At 73.0% G+C, this 26,580-nt stretch carries 20 protein-coding genes and 1 riboswitch; of the genes, 10 read left to right on the plus strand and 10 right to left on the minus strand.

The genetic code is table 11. The annotated features are described in order from the left end of the window. The first annotated feature begins 168 nt into the window (after positions 1 to 168). The 3 genes from ACFYNL_RS29830 to ACFYNL_RS29840 all read left to right on the plus strand — a co-directional run bounded on the left by ACFYNL_RS29830 (position 169) and on the right by ACFYNL_RS29840 (position 4,859). On the plus strand, positions 169 to 2,997 hold the full coding sequence (locus ACFYNL_RS29830; protein WP_388808501.1) for an AAA family ATPase: 2,829 nt from the start codon (positions 169 to 171) through the stop codon (positions 2,995 to 2,997). Between the two features lie 239 nt (positions 2,998 to 3,236). Next, positions 3,237 to 4,025, plus strand: a complete 789-nt coding sequence (locus ACFYNL_RS29835; RefSeq protein WP_388808502.1) for a S1 family peptidase — start codon at positions 3,237 to 3,239, stop codon at positions 4,023 to 4,025. Between the two features lie 186 nt (positions 4,026 to 4,211). Beyond that, the gene (locus tag ACFYNL_RS29840) at positions 4,212 to 4,859 is read left to right on the plus strand and encodes a LysE family translocator (RefSeq protein WP_388808504.1); all 648 of its coding nucleotides are present in this window, start codon (positions 4,212 to 4,214) and stop codon (positions 4,857 to 4,859) included. A 65-nt stretch (positions 4,860 to 4,924) separates the two neighbouring features. Here the strand turns inward: ACFYNL_RS29840 and ACFYNL_RS29845 are convergent, their stop codons facing one another. After that, positions 4,925 to 6,076, minus strand: a complete 1,152-nt coding sequence (locus tag ACFYNL_RS29845; RefSeq protein WP_388808506.1) for a winged helix DNA-binding domain-containing protein — start codon at positions 6,074 to 6,076, stop codon at positions 4,925 to 4,927. Between the two features lie 150 nt (positions 6,077 to 6,226). Here ACFYNL_RS29845 and ACFYNL_RS29850 point away from each other — a divergent pair, with 150 nt between their 5' ends. Then, on the plus strand, positions 6,227 to 7,390 hold the full coding sequence (locus tag ACFYNL_RS29850) for a magnesium and cobalt transport protein CorA (protein WP_388808509.1): 1,164 nt from the start codon (positions 6,227 to 6,229) through the stop codon (positions 7,388 to 7,390). 193 nt (positions 7,391 to 7,583) lie between these two features. Here ACFYNL_RS29850 and ACFYNL_RS29855 read toward each other — a convergent pair whose 3' ends face one another. Continuing rightward, positions 7,584 to 8,273, minus strand: coding sequence for an HAD family hydrolase (locus ACFYNL_RS29855; RefSeq protein ID WP_388808512.1), 690 nt, complete (start codon positions 8,271 to 8,273; stop codon positions 7,584 to 7,586). 158 nt (positions 8,274 to 8,431) lie between these two features. Between ACFYNL_RS29855 and ACFYNL_RS29860 the strand changes: the two genes are divergently transcribed. Next, on the plus strand, positions 8,432 to 8,677 hold the full coding sequence (locus tag ACFYNL_RS29860) for a hypothetical protein (protein ID WP_388808514.1): 246 nt from the start codon (positions 8,432 to 8,434) through the stop codon (positions 8,675 to 8,677). A gap of 200 nt (positions 8,678 to 8,877) precedes the next feature. Here ACFYNL_RS29860 and ACFYNL_RS29865 read toward each other — a convergent pair whose 3' ends face one another. Both ACFYNL_RS29865 and cobN read right to left on the minus strand, forming a co-directional pair. Further along, positions 8,878 to 9,519 (minus strand): superoxide dismutase, encoded by a 642-nt coding sequence (locus ACFYNL_RS29865; protein ID WP_388808517.1) that lies wholly within the window; start codon positions 9,517 to 9,519, stop codon positions 8,878 to 8,880. A gap of 138 nt (positions 9,520 to 9,657) precedes the next feature. Continuing rightward, the gene (gene cobN / locus ACFYNL_RS29870; RefSeq protein WP_388808519.1) at positions 9,658 to 13,278 is read right to left on the minus strand and encodes a cobaltochelatase subunit CobN; all 3,621 of its coding nucleotides are present in this window, start codon (positions 13,276 to 13,278) and stop codon (positions 9,658 to 9,660) included. A 91-nt stretch (positions 13,279 to 13,369) separates the two neighbouring features. Further along, positions 13,370 to 13,444: riboswitch (cobalamin riboswitch) on the minus strand. Between the two features lie 101 nt (positions 13,445 to 13,545). Here cobN and cobG point away from each other — a divergent pair. Genes cobG through ACFYNL_RS29885 form a run of 3 tightly spaced genes read left to right on the plus strand, consistent with a single transcriptional unit; the run spans position 13,546 to position 16,996 of the window. After that, positions 13,546 to 14,844 (plus strand): precorrin-3B synthase, encoded by a 1,299-nt coding sequence (gene cobG, locus ACFYNL_RS29875; protein WP_388808521.1) that lies wholly within the window; start codon positions 13,546 to 13,548, stop codon positions 14,842 to 14,844. Continuing rightward, positions 14,841 to 15,512 carry a precorrin-8X methylmutase gene (locus ACFYNL_RS29880; RefSeq protein WP_388808522.1) on the plus strand — a complete coding sequence of 224 codons (672 nt, stop codon included), beginning with the start codon at positions 14,841 to 14,843 and terminating at the stop codon, positions 15,510 to 15,512. Before cobG ends, ACFYNL_RS29880 begins: the two co-directional genes overlap by 4 nt. Then, a complete protein-coding gene (locus ACFYNL_RS29885; protein ID WP_388808525.1) occupies positions 15,509 to 16,996 on the plus strand; it encodes a precorrin-2 C(20)-methyltransferase in 1,488 nt (495 codons plus the stop codon). The genes ACFYNL_RS29880 and ACFYNL_RS29885 overlap by 4 nt, the downstream gene beginning before the upstream one ends. Before the next feature lie 98 nt (positions 16,997 to 17,094). On the opposite strand, the gene ACFYNL_RS29890 is transcribed toward ACFYNL_RS29885, so the two are convergent. Further along, positions 17,095 to 17,835 carry a cobalt-precorrin-6A reductase gene (locus ACFYNL_RS29890; RefSeq protein WP_388808527.1) on the minus strand — a complete coding sequence of 247 codons (741 nt, stop codon included), beginning with the start codon at positions 17,833 to 17,835 and terminating at the stop codon, positions 17,095 to 17,097. 78 nt (positions 17,836 to 17,913) lie between these two features. On the opposite strand from ACFYNL_RS29890, the gene ACFYNL_RS29895 reads away from it, so the two are divergent. Further along, entirely contained in the window at positions 17,914 to 19,032 is a 1,119-nt protein-coding gene (locus tag ACFYNL_RS29895; RefSeq protein ID WP_388808529.1) for a cobalt-precorrin-5B (C(1))-methyltransferase, read from the plus strand. A 7-nt stretch (positions 19,033 to 19,039) separates the two neighbouring features. Here the strand turns inward: ACFYNL_RS29895 and ACFYNL_RS29900 are convergent, their stop codons facing one another. From ACFYNL_RS29900 to ACFYNL_RS29915, 4 genes are all read right to left on the minus strand, one after another. Beyond that, entirely contained in the window at positions 19,040 to 19,288 is a 249-nt protein-coding gene (locus ACFYNL_RS29900) for a hypothetical protein (protein ID WP_388808532.1), read from the minus strand. Next, positions 19,278 to 20,027, minus strand: coding sequence for a precorrin-4 C(11)-methyltransferase (gene cobM, locus ACFYNL_RS29905; protein ID WP_388808534.1), 750 nt, complete (start codon positions 20,025 to 20,027; stop codon positions 19,278 to 19,280). Before cobM ends, ACFYNL_RS29900 begins: the two co-directional genes overlap by 11 nt. Continuing rightward, on the minus strand, positions 20,024 to 21,310 hold the full coding sequence (cbiE, locus tag ACFYNL_RS29910; RefSeq protein ID WP_388809091.1) for a precorrin-6y C5,15-methyltransferase (decarboxylating) subunit CbiE: 1,287 nt from the start codon (positions 21,308 to 21,310) through the stop codon (positions 20,024 to 20,026). Before cbiE ends, cobM begins: the two co-directional genes overlap by 4 nt. A gap of 220 nt (positions 21,311 to 21,530) precedes the next feature. Further along, on the minus strand, positions 21,531 to 21,974 hold the full coding sequence (locus tag ACFYNL_RS29915; RefSeq protein WP_388808537.1) for a hypothetical protein: 444 nt from the start codon (positions 21,972 to 21,974) through the stop codon (positions 21,531 to 21,533). 549 nt (positions 21,975 to 22,523) lie between these two features. Here ACFYNL_RS29915 and ACFYNL_RS29920 point away from each other — a divergent pair. After that, entirely contained in the window at positions 22,524 to 23,642 is a 1,119-nt protein-coding gene (locus tag ACFYNL_RS29920; RefSeq protein WP_388808539.1) for a hypothetical protein, read from the plus strand. 150 nt (positions 23,643 to 23,792) lie between these two features. Here the strand turns inward: ACFYNL_RS29920 and ACFYNL_RS29925 are convergent, their stop codons facing one another. Beyond that, positions 23,793 to 26,252: a SpoIIE family protein phosphatase gene (locus tag ACFYNL_RS29925; RefSeq protein WP_388808541.1), complete on the minus strand. Its 2,460-nt coding sequence runs from the start codon at positions 26,250 to 26,252 to the stop codon at positions 23,793 to 23,795. Positions 26,253 to 26,580 lie beyond the last annotated feature (328 nt).

The following is a 26,580-nucleotide window of genomic DNA, read 5'->3' on the forward strand; positions in this document are numbered from 1 at the left end:
TCGGGTCGTCATGGTGGTCCAGCCCACCTCGACGACCCTCCATTCATTCGGCGGGCCTTTGAATTTGCCCATGCCTCGCGGCTGTAATTTGCCTCACCACGTCGTCGGTCCGAATTTCAAAGATCTGTTGCCTAATATTGGCCCGAACACGACACACGGAGGGGAGCGGTGACCGTGCGACGGGACTTCAAGGAGCCTGCGAGATGCCGCCCCGACCAGGTCATCGGCAGGGAGGAGCTGTTCGGCGCGGCGCGTGAGCAGCTGGAGCGGGGCGGCAGCGTGCTGCTCCACGGGCCTGCCGGAATTGGGAAGTCCACGGTCCTGCGGGCATTGGCCGCGGAATACGGCCACGAGGCCCGCACCGTGTTGCGCTGCTCACCCACGGAGACCGAATCCCATCTCCCCTTCCTCGCCCTGGCCGACCTCCTCGGTCTGGTCCTGGACGAGGTGTCCGACCGGCTCCCCGCCGCCCAGCGCACCGCCCTGGAGGCGGCGCTCACCGGCCGCGGCGAGTCCACCCTGCAACGCGACGGCCTGGCGCTGCGTCTGGCCGTGCTGTCGGCCCTGCGCGCCCTCGCCGAGGCCGGGCCCGTCCTCGTCGTCGCCGACGACCTCCAGTGGCTCGACCCCGCCAGTGCCGAACTCCTGGGCTTCGCCGCCCGCCGCCTGGGCGACACGCCCGTGCGGATGCTGTGCGCGGTACGCACCGAGGACCAGGAGTACGACCGTCATCTGCGGGCGGCGCCGCCGGACACCCTCGCCGTACGGCTGGGTCCGCTGACGCGCGCCCAGATGTCCGCACTTCTCGACCACCGCGGCTTCACGGGCCTGCCGCGCTCCACGGTCCGGGACATCCACCGCACCAGCGGGGGCAACGCCCTGTTCGCCCTCGAACTGGGCCGCGCCCTCGCCGAGAACCCCACCCCGCCCCGGGCCGGCGAACCCCTGCCGGTGCCCACCTCGCTGCGCGCCCTGGTGCTCAACCGCCTGGAGATGCTGTCGCAGGAGGCCCGCCGCACCCTGCTGGTCGCGAGTGCCGGCGCCCGCCCCACGCTGGCCCTGCTGCACGCGGCAGGCCGGCACAACGCCGAGGCCGAGACCGCGCAGGCCGCCGAGCTCGGGCTGCTGGCGACCGAGCCCGAGGGCCCCGCCCTGCGGTTCGCGCACCCGATGATCTCCGCCGCGCTGTACGCGGAGGCACCGGCGCAGGAACGTCGCGCCGCGCACACCGCGCTGTCCACCGCGGCGTCCGACCCCATCGAGCGCGCCCGGCACCTGGCCCTGGCGACCTCCGGCACGGACCCCGAGGTCGCGGCCCGGTTGGCCGAGGCCGCCGCCCTGGCACGCGACCGCGGAGCGCCCTCGGTGGCCGCGCAGCTCTCCCTGCTGGCCGCCCGGCACACCCCCGCGGACGGTCCGCCGCGTCCGGAGGTGCTGCGGCTGGACGCCGCCGAGGACGCGGTCACGGCCGGGGAGCTGGACCTCGCGCGGGACATCGCCCGCGAGGTGCTCACCCGGGCGACGGTTCCCGCGGACCGGGTGCGGGCCTGGATCATCGTGATCGACACGGCGGGTCACGCGATGACCGAGGTCGACGCGGTCTTCCCGCAGGCCCTGGCCGACGCGGGCGAGGACCCGAGGCTGCTGGCGCTCGTCCACTACCAGCTGACCTGGCGCGCGGTACTCGTCAAGGGCGACTTCGACGAGGCCCGGGAGGAGGCGGCGTACGCCGCGGCGCTGGCCGCACGCGCGGACGACCGGTACACCGAGCTGATGGCGCTCGCCTTCCAGGCCCAGATCGAGACCCTGATGGGGCACCCGGACGCCCCGGCGACCATCCGGCGGGCGCTGCAGGAGCCTCAGGACCCGAGGGTGGCCTGCCATCACAACGGGGCCGGCTACTCCCGTTTCCGCTGGCTGATCATGAGCGACCAGTTGCCCGAGGCCCGTACCGCGGTCACCACCCTGCTGCGCGAGGTGCGCAGGCACGGGTGGGTGGAGAGCGAGGTGCACTTCCTGCGCGGAGTCGCCGAGACCGAGCTGCACTCCGGCCATTGCGGGCACGCCCTCGACCTCGCCCGCGAGAGCCTGCGGCTGGCCCGCGACACCGGGATCGGCGAGGTGGCCTCCGCCGTGCTCACCTCGCTCGCGGAGGCCGCGGGCGGCGAGGTGGACCGGGCGCTGGCGCTGGCGCGTGAGGCCCTGGAGCACGCCGAGCGGGACGGCGACCAGATGTACTGCTCGCGCGCCCTGGCCGCTCTCGGCCACGCCCAGCTGGTGGCCGGGGACACCTCCGCCGCCGTCGGCTCGCTGCGCCGGGTGCGGGAGGTGGAGCAGAGCCTCGGCATCACCGACCCCGCCCGCGGCCGCTGGCACGGCGACCTCGCCGAGGCCCTGGTGCGCGGCGGGGAGTTGGCGGAGGCGCAGGACGTCATCGACGTCACGCGCGAGCAGGCGCTGCGGCTGAACCGCGGGAGCGTTCTGGCCGTCCTCGACCGGGCCGAGGCACTGGTCCGAGCGGCACGCGGCGAGCAGGAGGCCGCCGTGGCCCAGGCGACGTCGGCGCAGGACCGGCTCGGCAGACTGGGCTACGGCCTGGAGGAGGCCCGGGCCGCCTTCGCCCTGGCCCAGCTGCGTACGAGCGCTCCGGGTCCGACGTCGTACGACGAGGCGACCCGGCTGTTCCGCCGTTGCCGGGCCCTGCCCTGGCTGCGGCGGGTGGAGGCGGCCACCGAGGCGCGCCGTGCGCAGGCGGTCCCCACCCCCGCCTCCGCGCCGAACGGTCGGGACGGCGTGGACGGCCTGGACGGGCTCGCCTCGATGGAGCGTCAGGTCGCCGCCCTCGTGATGGAGGGCGCGACCAACCGGGAGATCGCCACGCGACTGTTCATCAGCGTCAAAACGGTCGAAGCGACCCTTACCCGTGTCTACCGCAAGCTCGGTATCCGATCGCGGGTCGACATCGTGAGGCTGGCGGCGGGCCGCCGCACGACCTGAGTCGGAGCCGAGTGTCGCGAATTCACCCGTCCTGGTCGGTCGGTCGAGGTTTGACCTGACACGACCGAGGGTTTTCCCTGCCCAACTCCCCTAGGGGGTTCCCTCATTGGGAAGGGATGTCGCGCGACCTAATTTGGGGGGCGTGCCGCTCGCCGGGCACACGGGGGCGGTCCCGCGGCCCCCGTGCACACCCCCCACATCCGCGCTTCCCCCCACCGGCGATCCCCAAGAGGAGTCTCATGTTCGGGCTCACCCGTGCCAGAAAGACCGCCGCCGTCGCGGCGACCGCTGCCGCCGCCGCGGCGGCGTTGCTCAGCGCCCCCACCGCTGAGGCCGCCTCCACGCGCATCGTGGGGGGCACGACGACCACGACGACCGCGTACCCGTTCATGATGCAGATCACGGACGCCTCGCAGAGCCAGTTCTGCGGCGGCACGCTCGTCTCCGCCACCAAGGTCGTCACCGCGGCGCACTGCCTGGCCGGCGAGACCACCAGCAGCCTCCGTGTCGTCGGTGGCCGCACCTACCGCAACGGGACGAACGGCACCGTCAGCCGGGTCAGCAAGATCTGGGTCCACCCGGACTACACGACCGCCACCGAGGGCAACGACGTGGCCGTGCTGACCCTTTCGACCTCGATGCCGTACACGGCGGCCAAGTACGTCGGCGCCGCGGACACCGGCGTGTACGCCGCCGGCACCACGGCCCGCATCATCGGCTGGGGCACCACCTCCTCGGGCGGCAGTTCCTCCAACCAGCTGCGGACGGCGACCGTGCCGGTCGTCGCCGACTCCAGTTGCGCGACTTCCTACGGCTCGGACTTCGTCCGGTCCGACATGGTCTGCGCCGGACCCACCTCCGGCGGCGTCGACACCTGCCAGGGCGACAGCGGCGGTCCCCTGATCATCGGGGGCGTCCTGGCAGGGATAACGTCCTGGGGCGAAGGCTGCGCCCAGGCCGGTTTCCCGGGTGTCTACACCCGGCTGACCACCTTCTCGGCGGAGGTGACCGCACAGGTGCGGTCATAGCCGGGAACGGCGCCCTGAAGGCTTCCCGAGTACCTCTCGGGTGAAAGACCAGGGGGCGTTGCGGGCCTCCACGAGCGGCCCGCAACGCCCCCTGTCCATGTCCCGTCCGGATCCGCGTCGTCGTCCGCGTCCAGGTCCATTGTCGGTGCGCCCTGTTTCAATGGGTCCCGGATGGGGGTGATGGGCATGGTGTCCGCAGACCGGTTCCTGGCCTTCGCGGCGATGTCGGTCCTGGTGATCGTGATCCCGGGACCGAGCGTGCTGTTCGTCATCGGCCGTGCCCTGGCCCACGGCCGCCGCACCGCCGTGGCGACCGTGCTCGGCAATGTCATCGGCTCGTACCTGCTGGTGGTCGCCGTCGCGGTGGGAATCGGCTCACTGGTGGAGCGGTCCGCGACCGTCTATCTGACGGTGAAGCTGGCCGGCGCCGCGTATCTCGTGTATTTGGGCATCCAGGCGTTCCGGCACCGCAAGGAGCTGAAGGCGTCGGCGATACGGACGCAGTCCGCGGGACCGCCGCGCGGTGACCTGCGCACGGTCCTCGACGGCGTCCTCGTCGGCGTCACCAACCCCAAGGGCGTCGTGTTCTTCGCCGCCGTCCTGCCCCAGTTCGTGGACCACTCGGCCGGCGGTGTGCCGCTGCAGATGCTGCTGCTGGGACTGATCCCGATCACCATCGGCCTGGTCACGGACACGTTGTGGGGCCTGACCGCGTCGGCGGCCCGCGCCTGGTTCGCCCGCTCCGACCGCCGGCTGTCGCTGATAGGCGGAGCCGGCGGGTGCACGATGATCGGACTCGGGGTGACGGTCGCGGTGACCGGGCGGGCGGACTGACGATCAGGTGCCGCGGCCCGGCGACGGACGCCAGGGGGTCTCGCCGAAGTCCCGCGCAGCACCCCCTAGGAGATAACGGTTCCGAAGCGGACGTCGTACGGCGTCCCCGAGTGCACCACCCGCAGCACCCGCTCCGCCTCCTCGCTCACCTCTTCGCGCTGGGCCTTGGTCAGCTCCGTGAACGGCTCGATGACGAGGGCGTCGCCCAGGATCCGCCACACCCCCGCGAGGAAGCCGTCGACGAGGAGCGGGCAGTAGAAGGTGTTGGCCTGCCAGGTGCGGCCGCGGTTCGCGGGCGGGATGACCCGCGTGCGGTCTGCATGGGAGAGGAGGAGGTTGTCGAACTCGGGCAGGAAGCGGGGCGGGGCCGGGGTGTCCGGATCGGGCCGCGGGGCGTCGGGGAGGTCGAAGAGTTCGACGCCGTTCTCGTCCCGGAAGGTGGCCAGCTCGGGGCGGAGCCGTTCGAAGGCGTCGCGCATCCTGGTCAGTCCGGACCAGGTCTGCATGTCCTTCACGGAGGCCGGCCCGAAGGCGGCCAGGTAGCGCAGGACCGCGTCCTCGGCGGAGGCGGCCGGTTGCGCGGGGCGGTCGAGCCAGTGCTCGGCGGTCGTGAGGGTGACCTGGGCACTGCGGCCCCACATTCCACGCGGGGTCACCTGGACCAGCGGGAGCTTGCAGCGGGCCGCGACGGCCAGCGACTGCGGGTCGGCGTCCGGCCACTCGGCGCCGAGGGCCTCGCGCAGCTGCTTCATGGTGCGGGGCTCGGCCTCGACGAGTTCACGGGCGAGCACGGCGAGGCGGTCCAGGTCGACGCCGACGAGGCCCTTGCGGAAGTAGTTGATCTCGCGGTCCCGGGCGGGTTGCACCAGCGGACGCAGAGTGAGGCTGTCGTCCGCGGTGTGCATGTGGATCGTCGAGCGCATGGTGACGATGCGTACGACCGCGCGGTCGGCGAGCAGTCCGGAGAGCTCCTCGGTCGTGAAGCCGTCGAGGCGGGCGGCGAGCGCGTAGTACGGCGGCTTGACCTCCTGGGCCTGGAGGCCGACCAGATGCTCCACGGCCGCCAGGGCGGACAGCGGCGACCGGCGCAGCAGCAACTGCCGGTCGAGGGTGGCCCGGTTGAGGGCGCGTGCGCTGAGGACGGTGCCGGTCGCCGCCGTCGCCCTGCCGGCGCCGCGGCTCGTCGTGGTGCGCTGGTTCGTGGTCCGCTTCGTCATACCACTCACGCTAACCAGGCTTGCGGACATCTTCTGTCCTCAATCCCATCCGGCCCCGACCGACTCCCCCTCGCGCTCGCGACATTCGCCCCGTATATCCTGCTCCGTGATCACGCACGCACTCGTCGTCCCGACCGGGAGGCAGCCGCGATGTCCGAGCGACGCGCCCGACCCGTCTCCAAGAACCCCATGAAGTCAGTCTGGCGCCGAGCCCTCGCTTCGCCGAGGTCACCGGAAGCACCGACCTCGGCCACCGCCCAGCCGGAGGCCGAGGCCTCGGAGACCGCCGAGGTGGCGAGCGTCGTGGAGGCGGCGCTGTACCAGGACGGCGTACGCGTCTCCTCCCCCACCGGCCTCGCCGACACCTACCGCGAGCTGCGCGAACAGCCGTCCGGCATGGCCTGGATCGGGCTGGCCCGCCCCACCGAGTCCGAACTGCTCTCGCTCGCGGCCGAGTTCGACCTGCACCCGCTCGCCGTCGAGGACGCGATGGAGGCACACCAGCGCCCCAAGCTGGAGCGCTACGGCGACACCCTCTTCGTCGTCCTGCGCGCGGCCCGCTACCTGGACGCGCCCGAGGAGGTCGACTTCGGCGAGCTCCACGTCTTCGTCGGCCCGGACTTCGTGATCACGGTCCGCCATGGCGCGGCCCCCGATCTGTCGGCGGTCCGGCGGCGCATGGAGGAGTCGCCGGAACTGCTCAAACTCGGCCCGGAGGCGGTCCTCTACGCGATACTCGACGCGGTGGTCGACGGCTACGCACCGGTGGTGGCGGGCGTCCAGAACGACATCGACGAGATCGAGACCGAGGTCTTCCGCGGCGACCCGGAGGTCTCCCGCCGCATCTACGAACTCTCCCGCGAGATGGTCGAGTTCCAGCGCGCCACGCGCCCCCTGGTCGGCATGCTGCACGGCCTCATGGCCGGCTTCTCCAAGTACGACACGGACGAGGAACTGCAGCGCTATCTCCGCGACGTCGCCGACCACGTGACGCACACCAGCGAACGCGTCGACGGCTTCCGCCAGGCCCTCACCGAGATCCTCACGGTGAACGCGACGCTGGTGACGCAGCAGCAGAACGCGGAGATGCGGGCGTTGGCGGAGGCGGGGTTCGAGCAGAACGAGGAGATCAAGAAGATCTCGTCGTGGGCGGCGATCCTGTTCGCCCCGACGCTCGTCGGGACGGTTTACGGCATGAACTTCGAACACATGCCGGAGTTGCACTGGGGATTCGGATACCCCTTTGCCATCGCCCTGATGGCTGCGGTTTGCACCAGTCTGTACGTCATCTTCAAGCGGCGGGACTGGCTCTGAGCAAGCACGGCTGAGCGCAGCGGCCCCACCGCCAGGTCACCGCAGGACGGGCCTCACCCTGGTCGAGACCGCCCCAGCGTCACCATCGACGTCGGCCGGGCCCGCGCGGACCGGTGCCGTTGCACGTGTGGACCGCCTGCGCGCACCCGCTGGAACTCGGACGCCCTCGCTCTTCCGTTCCTCCGAAGGGCGATCAGCCGGCGCTGGTGACTTCTGTGGCTCCGGTGGCCCCCCGCGGCCCGCACACGGAGGCCAGAATGTGCGGGGCCGCCTCGCTCAGACTGGCGAAGTGGCGGTGCACACCCTCCACGGGGACGGCGGCGTTCACGCCCCACACCGTCATCCCGGCCCGGGTCCCGGAGCGCACTCCGGACGGGGCGTCCTCGATGACCAGGCAGTCTCCGGGGTCGGCCCCCAGGTGCGCGGCGGCTTGGAGGTACGGGACGGGGGACGGCTTGCCCTCCTCGACAGCGGCGGCGTCCACGATCACGTCCGGGACCGGCAAGCCCGTCCGCTCGAACCGGCCGCGTACCCGGTGCTCGTAGTTCGAGGTGACCAGCGCCCAGGACCCCGGCGGCAGGGCACGCAGCAGCTCCGCGGCGCCGTCGAAGGCCGTGTAGCTGCCCGAGCGGACGTCCTCGTCCTCCAACTCGTGCAGCACGGCCAGGCATTCGTCGGGGTCACGGCCCGCGGCGACCTGCGCGAACGTCTCCATCGGCCGGGTCCGCAGAGCCACCCGGTAGACCTCGTCGGCGTCCAGCCCGTACCGCTCCGCCCAAGTGGCCCAGACCGTGCGCTGATTGCTCAGCGCGTCGATCAACGTGCCGTCGACATCGAACAGTACGTACTTCATGCGGCTCGGCTGCGCCGTTTCACTGATCACGGAGCGATCATGCCAGGCGACCGCTCGCGACGGCGCACGGACCGGCCCCCGCATCGCTGCCCGTTCGTGGGTATGGGCTCACGGGCAGAGGCGGCCCCACACTCCACCAAAGGTGCGGAACAGGACATCCCGGCGGCACGGTCGTCGTTGAGCCAGGCATGAAGAAGACGATCACTTCCCTCACCCTCGCCGGCGCGGCCCTCCTCGCGGCCCCGGTGCCCGCCTCGGCGGACGACGGCCCCATCGACTTCGGCATCCTCCAGGGCGTCAACGACACCAAGGGTTCAACCTCCACGGACCGCAGCCCGACCTTGGGGCAGAGCGGCGGCTGGGGGGACGAGACCGTCCCGAAGTCGGCCGTGGTCCAACTGCTGGAGAACCTGACGGCGCCCGGCGGGCAGTGAGCGTCATGCACTCGATGCCGTAGGACCGGCTGCATGACACCGTCGTCCGCTCGCTGTGCCTGAGCACCGGCGAGGCGGGCGACGACGCACCGCCGACACCCGGTCCGCCCCCACCACGAGCCGAGACGACGACGGAAGGGCTCCCGCGGGTCCACGCCCAGGAAGAGCCCTTCCGTCATGTCCGGCGACGCGCTAGCCCGTCACGGCGCGAGCAGCAGGCTGTCGCCGCGCTCCTTGGCGGCGGCGTAGCGCCTGGCCACGTCCTGCCAGTTGACGACCTGCCACATGGCCTCGATGAAGTCGACCTTCTGGTTCCTGTACTGCAGGTAGAAGGCGTGCTCCCAGGCGTCGAAGACCAGGATCGGGGTCGAGCCCTGGCCGACGTTGCCCTGGTGGTCGTAGACCTGCTCGACGATCAGACGACCGCTCAGCGGCTCATACGCGAGCACACCCCAGCCCGAACCCTGGGTCGTGGCCGACGCCTTGGACAGCTGGGCCTTGAAGGCCGCGAAGGAGCCGAAGGACTCGGCGATCGCGTCCGCCAGCTCGCCAACGCCGTCCTTCTCCAGCGGCTCGCCGCCGCCGTCGCCGGTCATGTTGTGCCAGTAGATCGAGTGCAGGATGTGGCCGGAGAGGTGGAAGGCCAGGTTCTTCTCCAGGCCGTTGATCGAGCCCCACGACTCCTTGTCCCGCGCCTCGGCAAGCTGCTCCAGGGTGTCGTTGGCGCCCTTGACGTACGCGGCGTGGTGCTTGTCGTGGTGCAGCTCGATGATCTCGGGGCTGATCACGGGCGCGAGAGCCGCGTAGTCGTACGGAAGCTCCGGGAGCGTGTAAACCGCCATGTCCAACGTCCTCCGACGTTATTGCGAATGGTGTGCAGCTGCACGCTAACAGCAGGAGCGACACCTTATCGATCAGGCGTTGGACCTAGGACCTCCGCCGTGTCGCGGAGGTCCTGGCGGCACGCTCGCCCACGGCCCTCAGTCCTCGCCCCCTTCGAGGTTCCCCTCCGTCTCCAGGTACACCTGGCGCAGGGCGTCCAGCACCGCCGGGTCGGGCTTCTCCCACATCCCGCGGGACTCGGCCTCCAGCAGCCGCTCGGCGATGCCGTGCAGGGCCCAGGGGTTGGCCTGCTGGAGGAACTCGCGGTTGGCCGGGTCCAGGACGTAGGTCTCGGTGAGCTTGTCGTACATCCAGTCGGCGACCACGCCGGTGGTGGCGTCGTAGCCGAAGAGGTAGTCGACCGTGGCGGCGAGTTCGAAGGCGCCCTTGTAGCCGTGGCGGCGCATCGCCTCGATCCACTTGGGGTTGACGACCCGCGCGCGGAAGACGCGGGAGGTCTCCTCGACCAGGGTGCGGGTGCGGACCGTCTCGGGGCGGGTGGAGTCGCCGATGTACGCCTCGGGGGCGGTGCCGCGCAGGGCGCGGACGGTCGCCACCATGCCGCCGTGGTACTGGAAGTAGTCGTCCGAGTCGGCGATGTCGTGTTCGCGGGTGTCGGTGTTCTTCGCTGCGACGGCGATCCTCTTGTACGCCGTCTCCATCTCGTCCCGGGCCGGACGGCCGTCCAGTTCGCGGCCGTAGGCGTAGCCGCCCCAGACCGTGTAGACCTCGGCGAGGTCGGCGTCGGTGCGCCAGTCGCGGGAGTCGATGAGCTGGAGCAGGCCGGCGCCGTAGGTGCCGGGGCGGGAGCCGAAGATACGGGTGGTGGCGCGGCGTTCGTCGCCGTGGGCGGCCAGGTCGGCCTGGACGTGGGCGCGTACGTGGTTGGCCTCCGCCGGTTCGTCGAGGGAGGCGGCCAGGCGTACGGCGTCGTCCAGCAGGCCGATCGTGTGCGGGAACGCGTCGCGGAAGAAGCCCGAGATGCGCAGGGTCACGTCGATGCGCGGGCGGCCCAGTTCCTCGTACGGGATCGGCTCCAGGCCCGTCACCCGACGGGAGGCGTCGTCCCAGACCGGGCGGACGCCGAGGAGGGCGAGGGCCTCGGCCACGTCGTCGCCCGCCGTGCGCATCGCGCTCGTGCCCCACAGGGACAGACCCACGGAGGTGGGCCATTCACCGTTGTCGGCGCGGTAGCGCTCCAGCAGCGAGTCCGCGAGGGCCTGGCCGGTCTCCCAGGCGAGGCGGGAGGGGACGGCCTTGGGGTCGACGGAGTAGAAGTTGCGGCCGGTCGGAAGGACGTTCACCAAGCCGCGGAGCGGGGATCCGGAGGGGCCGGCCGGGACGAAACCGCCGGCCAGGGCGTGGACCGCGTGGTCGAGTTCGGCCGTCGTGGCCGACAGGCGCGGGACGACCTCGCGGGCCGCGAACTCCAGGACGGCCGCCACCTGTTCGCCGTGCTCGGTGGGGACGGCGGCCGGGTCCCAGTCCGCGTCCTCCATCGCCTGGACGAGGGCACGGGCCTTGCCCTCGGCCTCGTCGGCCGTGGTGCGGGTCGCGGCGGACTCGTCCAGGCCGAGGGCCTCGCGCAGGCCGGGCAGGGCCGTCGTACCGCCCCAGATCTGGCGGGCGCGGAGGATGGCCAGGACGAGGTTGACGCGGTCCTCCCCCGCCGGCGGGTTGCCCAGGACGTGCAGGCCGTCGCGGATCTGGGCGTCCTTGACCTCGCAGAGCCAGCCGTCGACGTGCAGCAGGAAGTCGTCGAAGCCGTCGTCGTCGGGGCGGTCCTCCAGGCCGAGGTCGTGGTCGAGCCTCGCGGCCTGGATGAGGGTCCAGATCTGGGCGCGGATCGCCGGGAGCTTCGCCGGGTCCATGGAGGAGATCTGGGCGTACTCGTCGAGCAGTTGCTCCAGGCGCGCGATGTCGCCGTAGGAGTCGGCGCGGGCCATGGGCGGCACGAGGTGGTCGACGAGGGTGGCGTGCACCCGGCGCTTGGCCTGGGTGCCCTCACCGGGGTCGTTGACGAGGAAGGGGTAGATCAGGGGGAGGTCACCGAGGGCCGCGTCGGGGCCGCAGGCGGCGGACAGGCCGGCGTTCTTGCCGGGCAGCCACTCCAGGTTGCCGTGCTTGCCCAGGTGGATCATCGCGTCGGCGCCGAAGCCGCCGTCCTCGGCACGGGCGGCGATCCAGCGGTAGGCGGCCAGGTAGTGGTGGGAGGGCGGCAGATCCGGGTCGTGGTAGATGGCGATCGGGTTCTCACCGAAACCGCGCGGCGGCTGGATCAGGATCAGCAGGTTCCCGAAGCGGAGGGCGGCGAGCACGATGTCGCCCTCCTTGTTGCGGCTGCGGTCGACGAACATCTCGCCGGGCGGCGGGCCCCAGTGCTCCTCTACGGCCGACCGCAGCTCCTCGGGGAGCGTGGCGAACCAGCGGCGGTAGTCGGCCGCTGGGATCCGGACCGGGTTGCGGGCGAGCTGCTCCTCGGTGAGCCAGTCCTGGTCGTGGCCGCCGGCCTCGATCAGCGCGCGGATCAGTTCGTCGCCGTCGCCCGAGACGAGCCCCGGGACGTCGTCGAAGCTGTAGCCCTCCGCCTTCAGCCTGCGCAGCAGCGCGACCGCGCTGGCGGGGGTGTCGAGGCCCACCGCGTTGCCGATGCGGGAGTGCTTGGTCGGGTAGGCGGACAGCACGAGCGCGAGACGCTTGTCGGCGGCCGGGATGTGCCGAAGACGGGCGTGGCGTACGGCGATCCCGGCGACGCGGGCCGCGCGCTCGGGGTCGGCGACGTACGCGGGCAGCCCGTCCTCGTCGATCTCCTTGAAGGAGAACGGGACGGTGATGAGGCGGCCGTCGAACTCGGGTACGGCGATCTGGCTGGCCGCGTCCAGCGGGGAGACGCCCTCGTCGTTCTCCTCCCAGTCGGCCCGCGAGCCGGTCAGGCACAGGGCCTGCAGGATCGGCACGTCCAGGGTGGTGAGGGCGCCGGCGTCCCAGGACTCGTCGTCGCCGCCCGCGGACGCCTCGGCGGGCTTGGTGCCGCCGGCGGCGAGGACGGTGGTGACGAGGGCGTCGGCGGCGCGGAGTTCCTCGATCAGCTCGGGTTCGGGAGCGCGCAGCGACGCCACGTACAGCGGGAGCGCACGGCCGCCCGCGTCCTCGATCGCACCGCACAGGGCGTCCACGAAGGCGGTGTTGCCGCTCATGTGGTGGGCGCGGTAGTAGAGCACGGCCACCGTCGGGCCGTCCGTCGCACGGGAGTCGCGTTCCAGCGGGCCCCAACTCGGCGCGGGCGCCGGGGCCTCGAAGCCGTGCCCGGTCAGCAGGACCGTGTCGGACAGGAAGCGGGCCAGCTGCTCCAGGTTGGCGGGGCCGCCGTGGGCGAGGTAGGCGTGGGCCTCGGCGGCGATGCCGACCGGCACCGTGGAGGCGGCCATCAGCTGGGCGTCCGGGGCCTGTTCGCCGGTCAGGACGACGACCGGGCGGCCGTCGGCGAGGAGCAGGTCGAGGCCGTCCTGCCAGGCGCGGATGCCGCCGAGAAGGCGTACGACGACGAGGTCGACGCCGTCGAGGAGGCCGGGCAGGTCGTCGAGCGGGAGGCGCGCGGGGTTGGCGAAGCGGTAGGGCACCGGGCCGCCGGCCGCGCGGGCGCTGAGCAGGTCGGTGTCGGACGTCGACAGGAGCAGGATGCGGGGGTGCGGGGAGCGACCCCCGGAAGAATGCAGCATGCGGCGTCGGCCTTCCTCGGGGTGTCCGCGCCCCGGGCGGTGTCGGGTTGGGGTCTCCCCTGCTCGTACGCAGCCGAGCGCTCGGGGAAGGGAGTTCCTGGCTCACCCGCCTTGCGGGGCGGGCTCACAGTGGCGGGACCGCGCCGGATTCGCACCGGGCTTCCTCCCTGCTCGCCGTCTTGGCGATGGCGGACCGGATGGTCCGCCGAGGAGCATAGTAAGGGTCGCCTGAAAAGGGCGGGGCGTACCGCTCCTACGGCGGTCGGTATGCTCGCCGCCATGTCCACGCCTGCCGTCCCCTCATCGCCCCAGGCCACAGCGGTCTCACGGGGCCGCGGCGACGCCTGCCCGGGGACGCTGCGGCTGCATACGGCGGACGACGGCGCCCTGGCGCGGGTCCGGATTCCGGGCGGAGTGCTGACCGTCGCGCAGGCCGAGGCGCTCGCGGACGCGGCCGAACGGCTGGGCGATGGTGATCTTCATCTCACCTCGCGGGGCAATGTGCAGCTGCGCGGACTTCGTCAGTCGTGCGGTGCGGAGCTCACCGAGGTGCTCGACGCGGCGGGCCTGTTGCCCTCGCACGAGCACGAACGGGTCCGCAACATCGTCGCCTCGCCGCTGTCCGGCCTCGACGGACGCGGTGTGCGCGATGTACGGCCGTGGCTGTCGGCGCTCGACGAGGCGCTGTGCGCGAGCCCGGCGGCACGGGCGCTGTCGGGGCGGTTCCTGTTCGCGCTGGACGACGGGCGCGCAGACGTGGCCGGGCTCGGCGCCGACGTGACCGTGCGGGCCGTCGCGGACGGGGGCGCGCTGCTCGGCCTGGGCTCGGCCGGCGAGTGCCTGTACGTGTCCGGCGAGGACGCGCCACGTGCCGCCCTGGTGGCGGCGAAGACGTTCCTCGCGCTGGCCCGGGACCGCGGGGCACGCGTCTGGCGGATCAGTGAACTCCCCTTCTCCCAGGACGAGTTGGTGCAGGAGGTCCGGCGCGCGCTGGCCGCCGACGGCATCCGCGCCGCGCTGCGGGCTTCGGTCGGCGCGGACGTGACGCAGGGGCCGCCTCCGGGGATCGTCGGGGCCGCCCTGTGCGTACACGTTCCGCTCGGCCGGCTCACACCGCGGCAGTGGCGGGAGTTGAGGCGGGCCGCGGTGGACGAGCTGCGGCTGACTCCCTGGCGCGGTGTCGTCGTCCCCGTCCCGGGAGTGGGCCCGGACGACGCCGCGGGCGCGCTCGCCCGGCTCGCCGCCGCCGGTCTCGTCACCGACCCCGCCTCCCCCTGGCTGCGGGTCGGCGCCTGCATCGGCCGGCCCGGCTGCGCCAAGTCCCTGGCCGACGTACGAGCCGACGCAGAACGTGGCCTGGCCGCCGCGGGCGGTGCGCCGGTGCCGCTGTACTGGTCCGGATGCGAGCGGCGCTGCGGACATCCCCGGGGCGACCGGATCGACGTGGTGGCCACCCCGGAGGGCGGCTACCAGCTCACCGCCGTCACGGCGGGACGACAGCCGCGCGCGGCCTTACTGGACGACAGCCGCGACCTCGCCGCCGCCCTGGCGGCGATCACTTCATGAGCCGGATCACGACCGAGAGCAGCGAGAAGAACACCGTGACCACGTACGACTACGAGAAGGACGGCGCGGCCATCTACCGCCAGTCCTTCGCCACGATCCGCGCGGAGGCGGACCTCGCGGGCCTGCCCGCCGACGTCAGCCAGGTCGCGGTCCGGATGATTCACGCCTGCGGGATGGTCGACCTGGTACGGGACCTGGCCTACACCCCCGCGGTCGTGTCCCGGGCCCGTGCGGCCCTGCGCGCCGGCGCGCCCATCTTCACCGACGTGCAGATGGTGGCCAGCGGCGTGACCCGCAAGCGGCTGCCCGCCGGCAACGACGTGCTGTGCACCCTGTCCGACCCGGCCGTCCCGGAGCTCGCGGCGAGGCTCGGCACCACCCGCAGCGCCGCCGCGCTGGAGCTGTGGCGGGACCGGTTGGAGGGCTCGGTCGTCGCGGTGGGCAACGCGCCCACCGCCCTGTTCCGGCTGCTGGAGATGATCGAGGAGGGTGCGCCCCGCCCCGCCGCGGTCATAGGCGTGCCGGTCGGTTTCATCGGCGCCGCCGAGTCCAAGGAGGCCCTGGCCGATCACCCGTCGGGCCTGGAGCACCTGGTCGTACGGGGCCGTCGTGGGGGCAGCGCCATCGCCGCCGCCGCGCTCAACGCGATCGCGAGTGAGGAAGAGTGAGCGGGAAGCTGTACGGCGTCGGGCTCGGCCCCGGCGATCCGTCCCTGATGACCGTGCGGGCCGTCGAGGTCATCGCCGAGGCGGACGTGGTCGCGTACCACAGCGCCCGGCACGGCCGGTCCATCGCCCGCTCCATCGCGGCGAAGCACATCCGGGCCGACCACATCGAGGAGCGGCTGGTCTACCCCGTCACCACGGAGACCACGGACCATCCCGGCGGCTACAAGGGCGCCATGGAGGAGTTCTACGCCGAGGCGTCGGCGAGACTGGCCGTGCACCTGGACGCCGGCCGGACGGTCGCCGTCCTCGCGGAGGGCGACCCGCTCTTCTACGGCTCCTACATGCACATGCACAAGCGGCTCGCCGACCGCTACGACACCGAGGTCATCCCCGGTGTCACCTCGGTGTCCGCGGCGGCGGCCCGGCTGGGCACCCCGCTGGCCGAGGGCGAGGAGGTGCTCACCATCCTGCCGGGCACCCTCCCCGAGGAGGAGCTGACCGCGCGACTCGCCGCGACCGACGCGGCGGTGGTGATGAAGCTGGGCCGTACCTTCAGCAAGGTGCGTGGCGCCCTGGCGAGTTCGGGGCGGCTGGACGAGGCTCGGTACGTCGAGCGGGCCACCATGGCCGGGGAGCGCCTCGCCGAACTGGCCGACGTGGACGCGGAGTCGGTGCCGTACTTCTCGGTGGCCGTGCTGCCCAGCCGGGTCGACGCCGAGCCCCCGGTGCGGGAGCGGGGGGAGGTGGTGGTGGTCGGCACCGGGCCCGCCGGCCCGCTGTGGCTGACGCCTCAGACGCGGGGCGCGCTGGCCGCCGCGGACGATCTCGTCGGTTACACGACGTACCTGGACCGGGTGCCGGTCCGTCCCGGTCAGCACCGGCACGGTTCCGACAACCGGGTGGAGGCCGAGCGCGCCGAGTTCGCGCTGCAACTCGCCCAGCGGGGGCGGCGGGTGGCCGTCGTCTCCGGCGGCGATCCGGGGGTCTTCGCGATGGCCACGGCCGTGCTGGAGGTCGCCTCGCAGAAGGAGTACGCGGACGTTCCCGTACGGGTACTGCCCGGGGTGACCGCGGCCAACGCCGCCGCCGCGCGCGCCGGTGCCCCGCTCGGGCACGACTACGCCACCCTCTCGCTGTCCGACCGGCTCAAGCCCTGGGAGGTCATCGCCGAACGGCTGCGCGCCGCCGCCTCGGCGGACCTGGTGCTGGCCCTGTACAACCCCGGCTCGCGCAGCCGCACCTGGCAGGTGGGCAAGGCCCGCGAACTGCTGCTGGAGCACCGGGCGCCGGACACGCCGGTCGTCGTCGCGCGGGACGTCGGCGGATCCGGTGAGCGGGTGCGGATCGTACGGCTGGCGGACCTCGACCCGGCCGAGGTCGACATGCGCACCATCCTGCTGGTCGGTTCCTCTCAGTCGCGGGTCGTGCGGCGCGGGGACGGCGAGGAGGTCGTCTGGACGCCACGCCGCTATCCGGAGGTCTGAGAGCGACGGGCGTGCGCCGGCGCGCCAGGTGCGGGAGGCGTTCGCGCAGCCGTCGGCGGCACGGCGGGTGGACGCCCCTCGTCACCGGCCTGCGGGCGCTACCGCCGCGCGATCCACTCGGCGGCCCGCTCGGGATCGGCCACCACCCGCACCCCCTCGGGCACCGGCGGTCTGCGCACCACGACCACGGGCAGCCCGGCCTCGCGGGCAGCGGTCAGCTTCGGCGCGGTGGCCGCTCCCCCGCTGTCCTTGGTCACCACGACGTCGACGCGGTGCCGGCGCAGCAGCTCGCGTTCACCGTCGAGGGTGAACGGGCCCCTGTCGAGCAGCACCTCCATCCTGGGCGGGTGCGGCGGTTCGGGCGCGTCGACGGAGCGTACGAGGAACCACAGGTCGTCCAGGGCCGCGAAGGCCGCCAGGCCCATGCGTCCGGTGGTCAGGAACACGCGTCGGCCGAGTGCGGGCAGCAGTCCGGCCGCCTCTTCCAGTGAGCCGGCCTCGTGCCACTGGTCGCCCTCCACCGGGACCCAGCCGGGACGCCGTAGCGCGAGCAGGGGAACATGGGCGGTGGCGGCGGCCCGCGCCGCGTTGAAACTGATCGTCCGAGCGAAGGGGTGGGTGGCGTCGATGAGTGCGTCCACCTCGTGCTCCCGCAGCCACGCGGCCAGCCCCTCGGCCCCGCCGAAGCCGCCCACTCGTACCTCGCCGGGCGGCAGCCGGGGCGCGGTCACGCGTCCGGCCAGGGAGTTCGTCACCCTCAGCTCGGGCCGGGCGGCGGCCGCCAGGAGTTCGGCCAGGCGACGGGCCTCGGTGGTTCCGCCCAGGATCAGTACGTGCACGAAGTCCGGTTTCCTTCCGAAGAGTTCCTGTATTTCCCAGAGTTCCGAAGATTTCCGAGACGCCCCCAAGAGTGAGGCATGAGCAGCGAGGCCAAGGGCGGCCGTGGCGCCCAACTGAAGCACACCGGGCTGCGGCACGGCTGGACCACGGGTGCCTGCGCGACCGCGGCGACGACGGCCGCGTACACGGCGTTGCTCACCGGCGAGTTTCCCGATCCGGTGACGATCACGCTGCCCAAGGGCCACACGCCGTCCTTCGCGCTGGCGGTCGAGGAACGCGCGGACGGGTCCGCGACGGCCGGGATCGTGAAGGACGCCGGCGACGATCCGGACGTCACCCACGGCGCGCTGGTGCGGGTCACCGTGCGGGCGCTGCCCGCCGGAGCCGGCGTCGTCTTCAGGGCGGGCCCCGGCGTGGGCACCGTCACCCGCCCCGGACTACCGCTGGCCGTCGGCGAACCGGCCGTGAACCCGGTGCCGCGGCAGCTGATGCGCGACCATGTCGCCCTGGTCGCGGGGCGGTACGGCGGCAGCGGCGACGTCGAGATCACCGTCGGCGTCGACCACGGCGAGGAGATCGCCCGCTCCACCTGGAACCCCCGCCTCGGCATCCTGGGCGGGCTGTCCATTTTGGGCACGACGGGCATCGTGGTGCCGTACTCGTGCTCGGCGTGGATCGACTCCATCCGGCGCGGGGTGGACGTGGCACGGGCCGCCGGGCGGACGCATGTGGCCGGCTGCACCGGCTCCACCTCGGAGAAGACCGTCGTGGCCACGTACGGGCTGCCCGAGGACGCCCTGCTCGACATGGGCGACTTCGCGGGCGCGGTCCTGAAGTACGTACGCCGCCATCCGGTCGACCGCCTCACGATCTGCGGCGGCTTCGCCAAGCTGTCGAAGCTCGCCGCGGGCCACTTGGACCTGCACTCCGCCCGTTCCCAGGTGGACAAGGGCTTCCTGGCCGAGCTGGCCCGCCGGGGCGGTGCCGACGAGGCCCTGGTCACCGAGGTCGCGCGCGCCAACACCGGCCTGGCCGCCCTCCAGTCGTGCGCGGCGGCCGGCGTGCCGCTGGGCGATCTCGTGGCGGTCACCGCCCGCGACGAGGCCCTGGCCGTGCTGCGGGGCGCCCCCGTCGCGGTCGACGTGATCTGCATCGACCGGGCGGGGACGATCGTGGGCCGCAGCGCGGTGCGGTAGGCGGGGGTCAGGACAGCGCGAACCACAGGTCGGGGCGCTCCCAGGTGACCGCCGGCGGCGACGGTGCGATCGCGCCGACCCGCTGGGCGCCGGTCCGCCGGTGGAACCCCCGGGTGGGACAAGCGGGGGTGGCCCGGTGGCCGGCGAGGATCGAGGCGTACGACCCCTGGTGGGCGCCGGACTCCCGGACCATCGCCGTGAGGCGCTCCGCGTCCCCCGCCGCGGCCCGCCGCCGGATCAGGGGGTCAGCAGACATGCCGCTCCCGCTCCGGCGAGTACAGGTGGCTGTCGCGGAACTGCTCCGCGCCCAGCGTCCGACCGACCATGATCACGGCGGTGCGCAGGACACCGGCCTCCTTCACCTGCCCGGCGATGTCGTCGAGCGTGCCGCGGATGATCAGTTCGTCGGGGCGGGAGGCGTAGGCGACGACGGCGGCCGGGCAGTCGGCGCCGTAGTGCGGGAGCAGTTCCTCGACCACCCGGTCCACGTACTTGGCCGCCAGGTGCAGCACGATCAGCGCCCCGCTGCGTCCGAGGGTGGCCAGGTCCTCGCCCTCGGGCATGGCGGTGGCGCGGTTGGCGACGCGGGTGAGGATGACGCTCTGGCCGACCGTCGGCACGGTCAGCTCCCGCTTCAGGGATGCCGCGGCGGCGGCGAAGGCGGGCACGCCGGGCACCACCTCGTACGGCACCCCGGCCGCGTCCAGCCGCCGCATCTGCTCGGCGACCGCGCTGAACACCGAGGGGTCCCCGGAGTGCAGCCGGGCCACGTCGTGCCCCTCCTCGTGCGCGCGCAGCAACTCGGCGGTGATCTCGTCGAGGTTGAGCTGCGCGGTGTCCACCAGCCGTGCGTCCGGCGGGCATTCGGCCAGCAGCTCGCGCGGCACCAGGCTGCCCGCGTACAGGCAGACCCGGCAGGCGGCGAGCGTACGGGCGCCGCGCACCGTGATCAGGTCGGCGGCGCCGGGGCCGGCACCGATGAAGTACACGGTCATCTGTCTGCTCCAGGAAGGGAATCGAGGGTTTTCTCCACGGCCCACTGCGTCACCGGCATCGCCTGCCGCCAGCCGGTGAAGCCGCCCACGGGGACGGCGTGGGCCACCGCGAGCTTGGTCAGTTCGCCGCCCAGGCGCCGGTAGGCGTCGGTCAGCAGTGCCTCCGACTCCAGTGTCACGGTGTTGGCGACGAGCCGCCCGCCGCCGGGCAGCGCCTCCCAGCAGGCGTCGAGCAGGCCGGGCGCGGTGAGCCCGCCGCCGATGAACACGGCGTCGGGAGCGGGGAGTTCGGCCAGGACGGCGGGTGCGGCACCGGTGACCACGCGCAGTCCCGGGACGCCCAGCCGCTCGGCGTTGCGTCCGATGCGCTCGGCCCGTACCGGGTCGCGCTCCACGGTGACCGCCCGGCACGAGGGGTGCGTCCGCATCCACTCCACGGCGATCGAGCCGGAACCGCCGCCGATGTCCCACAGGAGTTCCCCGGGGGCGGGCGCGAGAACGGCCAGTGTGGCGGCGCGGACATGGCGCTTGGTGAGCTGGCCGTCGTGTGCGTAGGCGGCGTCCGGCAGTCCGGGTACGGCGCCCAGGCGGGGTGCGTCCGGGGCGCGCCGGCATGCGACGGCGATCAGGTTGAGGGGGTCGCCGGGCGGCTGGGACCACGTGTCGGCGGTGTCCTCGGCCGTGATCCGTTCCCGCGGGCCGCCGAGTTGTTCCAGCACGCGCATCCGGCTCGGCCCGAAGCCGCGGTCCCGCAGCAGGGCGGCGACCTCCCCGGGGGTGGTGGCGTCGGCGCTGAGCACCAGGAGCCGGCGGCCCTCGTGCAGGGCGGCGGCCAGGCGGGCGGCGGGCCGGCCGACCAGGGTGACGACCTCCACGTCCTCCAGCGGCCAGCCGAGGCGGGCACAGGCGTACGACACGGAGGAGGGGTGCGGCAGGACACGTACGGCACCGGCGCCGAGCACCTCGGTGAGGGCGCGGCCGATGCCGTAGAACATCGGATCGCCGCTGGCGAGGACGGCGATACGGCGGCCTGCGTGCGCGGCGAGCAGGCCGGGGACGGCCGGCCGCAGGGGTGAGGGCCAGGAGATCCGCTCCCCCGGGCACTCGGGCGGCAGCAGGTCCAGTTGGCGGGGCCCCCCGATGAGGACCTCGGCGTCGAGCAGCGCGGTGCGGGAGGCCTCCGGGATGCCCGCCCAGCCGTCGGCTCCGATCCCGACGACGGTCACGGCGACGGGCCGGGCGGTTCCGGCTCCGGCGGGTCCGGCGGCATCGGCGGGGTTCACGGAGGTCACGGCTCGGTTCCTCGGGCTCGGCAGGGCAACGAAGAGGCACTTTACGGGGCAGTGGCCTGCGCTTCCTCGGTCGGGTCGCCCCCCGCGCATCGCCGTTGCGCACGCGGGCGTGAGGCCGGCCGTACGACGCCGGACACCACGGCGCCGACGACGAGGGCGGGTGCCAGGTGAGGGACGGGCAGGACGGCGGCGCTCCGGCCCCCGGGCGGGTTCAGCGGTCGATCGGGTCGTGGTACGGGTCGGGCGGGGCGTCGCCGCCGCCCGACCGGACGCGGCGGTAGGCGGCGCGGGCGTGCAGGAGGCGGGCCAGGGTCGTGCCGAGGAGGGTGGCGGCGAGCAGGCAGGAGAGCCAGAACGTGTCGCGGTGCCCGGCCCAGGTGAGGGTGCCGGCCGGCGGGATGGCGAAGCCGTTGAGGAACAGCCAGCACAGGACGGCCGTACCGGGCGCCGCGGCGAAGTGGGCGCGCAGCCCGAGGAACGCCGCGAGCAGGGACAGCACGACCAGGGCGAGCGAGGGGCGTCCGATGCCGACGAGGAAGTTCAGCAGGGCCACCAGGAGCAGTGCGCCGCCGGACGCGGCGGCCCACACCAGCGGCGTGGCCGCGGGTTTGGGAACGGGCCGGGCTCCGGTACCGAGTGACACCCACTCAATCATGCCTGCGCTTCCTTCCGGTGTCCCCGTCCCGGTGATGCGGGATCCCGGGCGTTCGTCAGGGTGTCATTAAAGATCGTCCGTGGAAACACCGTTGTCGGACAGGTACGTGCGGCCATGCCCCCGGGTCCTCGGCCGTGAAGCGGACGGCGCCGAACTGCAGGAGATCGGGCCGGTGCCGCTGCGGAACTCTCATGTGCGTGGCCACCTGGACGCCGTGGCCGCGGTAATCCATGGAGCAGTACGGGCCGTTCACCTCGACCGTGCGGCCGGCCTCCTGCGGGCGGAGCGCGGTGGCCTCACCCGAGGGGCCCGTCGGCGCCGTGGGACGAGGTGGGGTTCGCCGCCGCCCGGGTCAACCAGGGCTCGGAGTACTACACCATCCGGTGACTAATGGGCGCCGCCGCGTTATTCATATCACCCGATTTCCTATTCATTCCACTGTCCGGCTCTTGGTGCTGACGAGTTGTCACTAGGCCCTGACCCAAGTCGAGGAGAGTGGAGAAGATGACACCATCGCCGAGATGGCGATCTGTTCTGGTGCCGGCGGCCATGGCTGCCGCGCTGGCCGCAGCCGCACTGGGGAGCGCGAGCACTGCCTCCGCAGGAGACCACACCACCCCGCACCCCCCGTACCCGGCGAAGCCCGCCCACCCGGCCCACGGACCGAAGCCCGCCCACCCCGCGCACGCGGCGAAGCCGGCCCACCCGATCCACCATGCGAAGCCGGCTCACCCCGTGCACCCTGGGAAGCCCGCCTACCCGGTCCACCCGGTCAAGCCCGCCAAGCCCGTACACCCGGTCAAGCCCGCCTACCCGGTCCACCCGGTCAAGCCCGCCAAGCCCGAACTCCCGGTCAAGCCCGCCTACCCGGTCCACCCGGTCAAGCCCGCCAAGCCCGAACTCCCGGTCAAGCCCGTTCTTCCGGCCAAGCCGGCTCACCCCGTCAAGCCCGAACTCCCGGTCAAGCCCGTTCTTCCGGCCAAGCCGGCTCACCCCGTCAAGCCCGTTCTTCCCGCCAAGCCTGCGATGCCGGCGAAGCCTGTCCTTCCCGCCAAGCCTGCCTTGCCGGCGAAGCCGGAACTGCCTGCCAAGCCCGCGCTGCCTGCAAAGCCCGTACTCCCGGCCAAGCCGGATCTCCCCAAGAAGCCCGACCTCCCCTCGAAGCCACACCTCCCGGCCAAGCCCGCACTTCCTGCCAAGCCGGAACTGCCCGCAAAGCCCGCACTCCCCGCCAAGCCCGCCTTGCCGGCCAAGCCGCAACTGCCCGCGAAGCCCGCACTCCCGGCCAAGCCCGCACTCCCCGCGAAGCCGGAACTGCCCGCCAAGCCCGCCTTGCCGGCGAAACCGGAACTGCCCGCAAAGCCCGCACTCCCGGCCAAGCCCGCACTCCCCGCAAAGCCGGAACTCCCCGCCAAGCCCGCCTTGCCGGCGAAACCGGAACTGCCCGCAAAGCCCGCACTCCCGGCCAAGCCCGCACTCCCCGCAAAGCCGGAACTCCCGAAGAAGCCCGACCTTCCCTCGAAGCCGCACCTCCCGGCAAAGCCCGACCTCCCGTCAAAGCCCCACCTGCCGTCGAAGCCCGACCACCCCAAGAAGCCCGACCACCCGAAGAAGGGCGAGCACCACTCGAAGAAGGGCGAGCACCACTCGAACGAGCACCACGGCTGACGACCATCAGTGGTAGCTGATCCAGTTCGGCCATCGAGCCGGGCCCGGGACACTCGGGCCCGGCTCACCGCTGCGTCGTCGTGAAGCACCACCCCGGTCTGCAGGCGGCAGCGCTGCGGTCGGCGTACGGCGCGCTGTCGTGATCGCCCGTCAGGGGGTCTCCTGCTCGGCCCAGATGACCTTGCCTCCGGCCGTGTAGCGGGCTCCCCAGCGATGGGTGAGCTGGGCCACCAGAAACAGGCCGCGGCCGCCCTCATCCATGCTGCGGGCGTGGCGCAGCCGCGGCGCGGTGCTGCTGCCGTCGGCGACCTCGCAGGTCAGCCGGGAGTCGCGCAGGAGCCGTACGCGGATGGGTGGTTCGGCGTAGCGGATCGCGTTGGTGACCAGCTCGCTCACGATCAGCTCGGTCGTCATGGCCAGTTCTCCGAGGCCCCAGGCCTCCACCTGTCGGGTCGCCAGGGCCCGGATGTCGGCGACGGCGGCCGGGTCCACGGGCACGTCCCAGGAGACGATGTGATCCGGGCCCAGGGCGTGGGTGCGGGTGAGGAGGAGGGCGATGTCGTCGGGCTGCGGTACGGGCAGGAGGTGGCGCACCGCGGTCGCGCACAGGGTGTCGAGGTCGAGGCCGCGCCGGGACAGCAGTTCACCGAGCCGGGTCATGCCGCGTTCCATGTCCCCGTCGGCGGACTCGACCAGGCCGTTGGTGTACAGGCCGAGCAGGCTGTTCTCGGCGAGTTCGATCTCGCCGGCCTCGAACCCCATGCCGCCGAGCCCGAGCGGTGGTCCGGCAGGGGGTTCCGGGAAGGAGACCTGACCGTCGGGTGCGACGACGACCGGGGGCGGATGGCCGGCGCGGGCCATGGCGCAGCGCCGGGTGGCCGGGTCGTAGACGGCGTACAGGCAGGTCGCGCCCTGGAAGGCGGTCGCGCTGTGGGTCGTCCCGCCGTCCGTCTGCTCCTCGCTGAGCCGGAGCACGAGGTCGTCGAGGTGGGCCAGCAGCTCGTCGGGCGGCAGCTCCATGTCGGCGAGGGTCTGTACGGCGGTGCGCAGCCGGCCCATGGTGGCCGCCGCGGTGATCCCGTGGCCGACGACGTCGCCGACGACCAGGCCCACGCGGGCGCCGGACAGCGGGATGACGTCGAACCAGTCGCCGCCGACTCCGTCGCTCGGGTCCGCCGGGAGGTAGGAGGAGGCCACCTCCAGTGCCGTACCGCCGGTCAGGGCCTGGGGCAGCAGGCTGCGTTGCAGGGTGACCGCGGCCGTGTGTTCCCGGGTGTAGCGGCGGGCGTTGTCGACGCACAGTGCGGCGCGGGCCACCAGTTCCTGGGCGACGAGGACGTCGTCGGGCTGGAAGGAGGCGGGGTTGAGGGACCGGATGAACGTGGCGAGGCCGAGGGCGGTGTTGCGGGCCCTCATCGGCACGGAGATGAGGGAGTGCAGGCCGAACTCGCGGATGCTGGCAGCTCGCGCGGGCTGTTCGGTGGCCCACGCCTCGTCGGAGGGGTCGAGGACGGGGATGAGGATCGGGTCGCCGTCGACGATCACGTGGGCGTCGTGCGGCGGGGGCACGAAGTCCACCGGTTCCCCGATCCGTACCACGGCCTCCGGGCAGCCCTCGCGCACCGAGCTCATTCCGGCCCGGCGCATCACCGGCCCGGCGGGTGCGGGGCCGGCGTCGGGGAGCCACGCGCCGTGCCCGTCGGTGCTGAGGACCGGCTCCAGGAGGTCGACGACGACGAAGTCGGCGAAGCGCGGTACGGCGAAGTCGGCGAGCTCCTGAGCGGTGCGCAGCACGTCCAGCGTGGTGCCGATCCGGGTGCCGGCCTCGTTGACCAGCGCGAGCAGCTGGCGGGCGTTCCATCGCTCGGTGACGTCCAGGACCATGTAGCCGACGCCGGTGATCGAGTTGTCGGCGTCCACGAGGGGGAAGAACGAGGTGGAGTAGGCGTGCTGACGGTGGGGGTCGGCCCAGCTCCATCCCACGTACTCGTAGTCGGTGACCGGGACGCCGGTCTCGATGACCTTGCTCATCAGGCCCTCGATGGCGTCCGTCTCCAGGCCGGGCAGCAGTTCGCTCAGCCGGCGGCCCAGCCGCTGCTGGCGGGGCACACCGCCGAAGCGCTCCAGGGTTTCGTTCAGCCAGAGGTAGCGCAGCTGGGTGTCCAGCACGGCCATGCCGACCGGGGCGCGGGTCAGGAAGCCGTCGAGGAGGGACCGGCCCACGGTCCACTGCGGGCGCTGTTCGCGTGCCGAGAGCAGGAAGCACTCGTCGGCGCCCAGCTGGAAGGAGGCGGAGACCCGCAGGTCCGCCTCGACGCTGCGGCCGTCGCGGTGCCGCAGCCGGATGAGCCCGCTCCAGCCCTTGCCGGCCCGGCAGCGCTCCGCGACGCCGGCCGCCCGTACCGGATCGCCGGGCATCGCCAGCAGGCGTGCGGCCGGGGCGCCGACGATCTCTGCGGCGGGGATGCCGAGGAGGTCCTCGGCGGCCCGGGTCCAGCCGATCACCACGCCGCGCGCGTCGACCACCGCCACGGCGTCGGTGGACGCATCGAAGACAGCGCGCTGTCCTGCGGACGCGGGCGCCGCCGTTCCCTCTCGCGGAGCATCCATGGGTCCTCACGGAGCGTTCCTGGGTCCCACCTCTACAGGACCATGTTCCTGCTTGTGCGCCCGATGTGCACGGGCCCGGCGGACCGCTCTTCCCCGTGCGGGCCCGGCGGAGCCCTCTTCCCCTGTGCGGGCCCCGCGGACCGCTCTTCCCCGTGCGGGCCCCGCGGACCGCTCTTCCCCCGTGCGAGCCCGACGGACCGCTCTTCCCTCGTGCGAGCCCGGGGCCGTCCTCAGCCGCGGGGCGGGTGCGCTCGGACGGTCGAGCCCGGTCACGCCCTCGCAGGTCGAGCCCGATCGCGCCCTCGCAGGTCGGGCGGTCGTGGGTCCC

The organism is Streptomyces sp. NPDC007808, assembly GCF_042868655.1.
Lineage (GTDB): Bacteria > Actinomycetota > Actinomycetes > Streptomycetales > Streptomycetaceae > Streptomyces.

What these genes read in the sequence shown, in the direction of transcription:
- ACFYNL_RS29835 (WP_388808502.1), top strand. Translation starts at nt 3,237, where the DNA reads ATGTTCGGGCTCACCCGTGCCAGAAAGACCGCCGCCGTCGCGGCGACC.
- ACFYNL_RS29840 (WP_388808504.1), top strand. Translation starts at nt 4,212, where the DNA reads ATGGTGTCCGCAGACCGGTTCCTGGCCTTCGCGGCGATGTCGGTCCTG.
- ACFYNL_RS29845 (WP_388808506.1), bottom strand. Translation starts at nt 6,076, where the DNA reads ATGACGAAGCGGACCACGAACCAGCGCACCACGACGAGCCGCGGCGCC.
- ACFYNL_RS29850 (WP_388808509.1), top strand. Translation starts at nt 6,227, where the DNA reads ATGTCCGAGCGACGCGCCCGACCCGTCTCCAAGAACCCCATGAAGTCA.
- ACFYNL_RS29860 (WP_388808514.1), top strand. Translation starts at nt 8,432, where the DNA reads ATGAAGAAGACGATCACTTCCCTCACCCTCGCCGGCGCGGCCCTCCTC.
- ACFYNL_RS29865 (WP_388808517.1), bottom strand. Translation starts at nt 9,519, where the DNA reads ATGGCGGTTTACACGCTCCCGGAGCTTCCGTACGACTACGCGGCTCTC.
- cobN (WP_388808519.1), bottom strand. Translation starts at nt 13,278, where the DNA reads ATGCTGCATTCTTCCGGGGGTCGCTCCCCGCACCCCCGCATCCTGCTC.
- cobG (WP_388808521.1), top strand. Translation starts at nt 13,546, where the DNA reads ATGCTCGCCGCCATGTCCACGCCTGCCGTCCCCTCATCGCCCCAGGCC.
- ACFYNL_RS29880 (WP_388808522.1), top strand. Translation starts at nt 14,841, where the DNA reads ATGAGCCGGATCACGACCGAGAGCAGCGAGAAGAACACCGTGACCACG.
- ACFYNL_RS29895 (WP_388808529.1), top strand. Translation starts at nt 17,914, where the DNA reads ATGAGCAGCGAGGCCAAGGGCGGCCGTGGCGCCCAACTGAAGCACACC.
- ACFYNL_RS29900 (WP_388808532.1), bottom strand. Translation starts at nt 19,288, where the DNA reads ATGTCTGCTGACCCCCTGATCCGGCGGCGGGCCGCGGCGGGGGACGCG.
- cobM (WP_388808534.1), bottom strand. Translation starts at nt 20,027, where the DNA reads ATGACCGTGTACTTCATCGGTGCCGGCCCCGGCGCCGCCGACCTGATC.
- ACFYNL_RS29915 (WP_388808537.1), bottom strand. Translation starts at nt 21,974, where the DNA reads ATGATTGAGTGGGTGTCACTCGGTACCGGAGCCCGGCCCGTTCCCAAA.
- ACFYNL_RS29920 (WP_388808539.1), top strand. Translation starts at nt 22,524, where the DNA reads ATGGCTGCCGCGCTGGCCGCAGCCGCACTGGGGAGCGCGAGCACTGCC.
- ACFYNL_RS29925 (WP_388808541.1), bottom strand. Translation starts at nt 26,252, where the DNA reads ATGGATGCTCCGCGAGAGGGAACGGCGGCGCCCGCGTCCGCAGGACAG.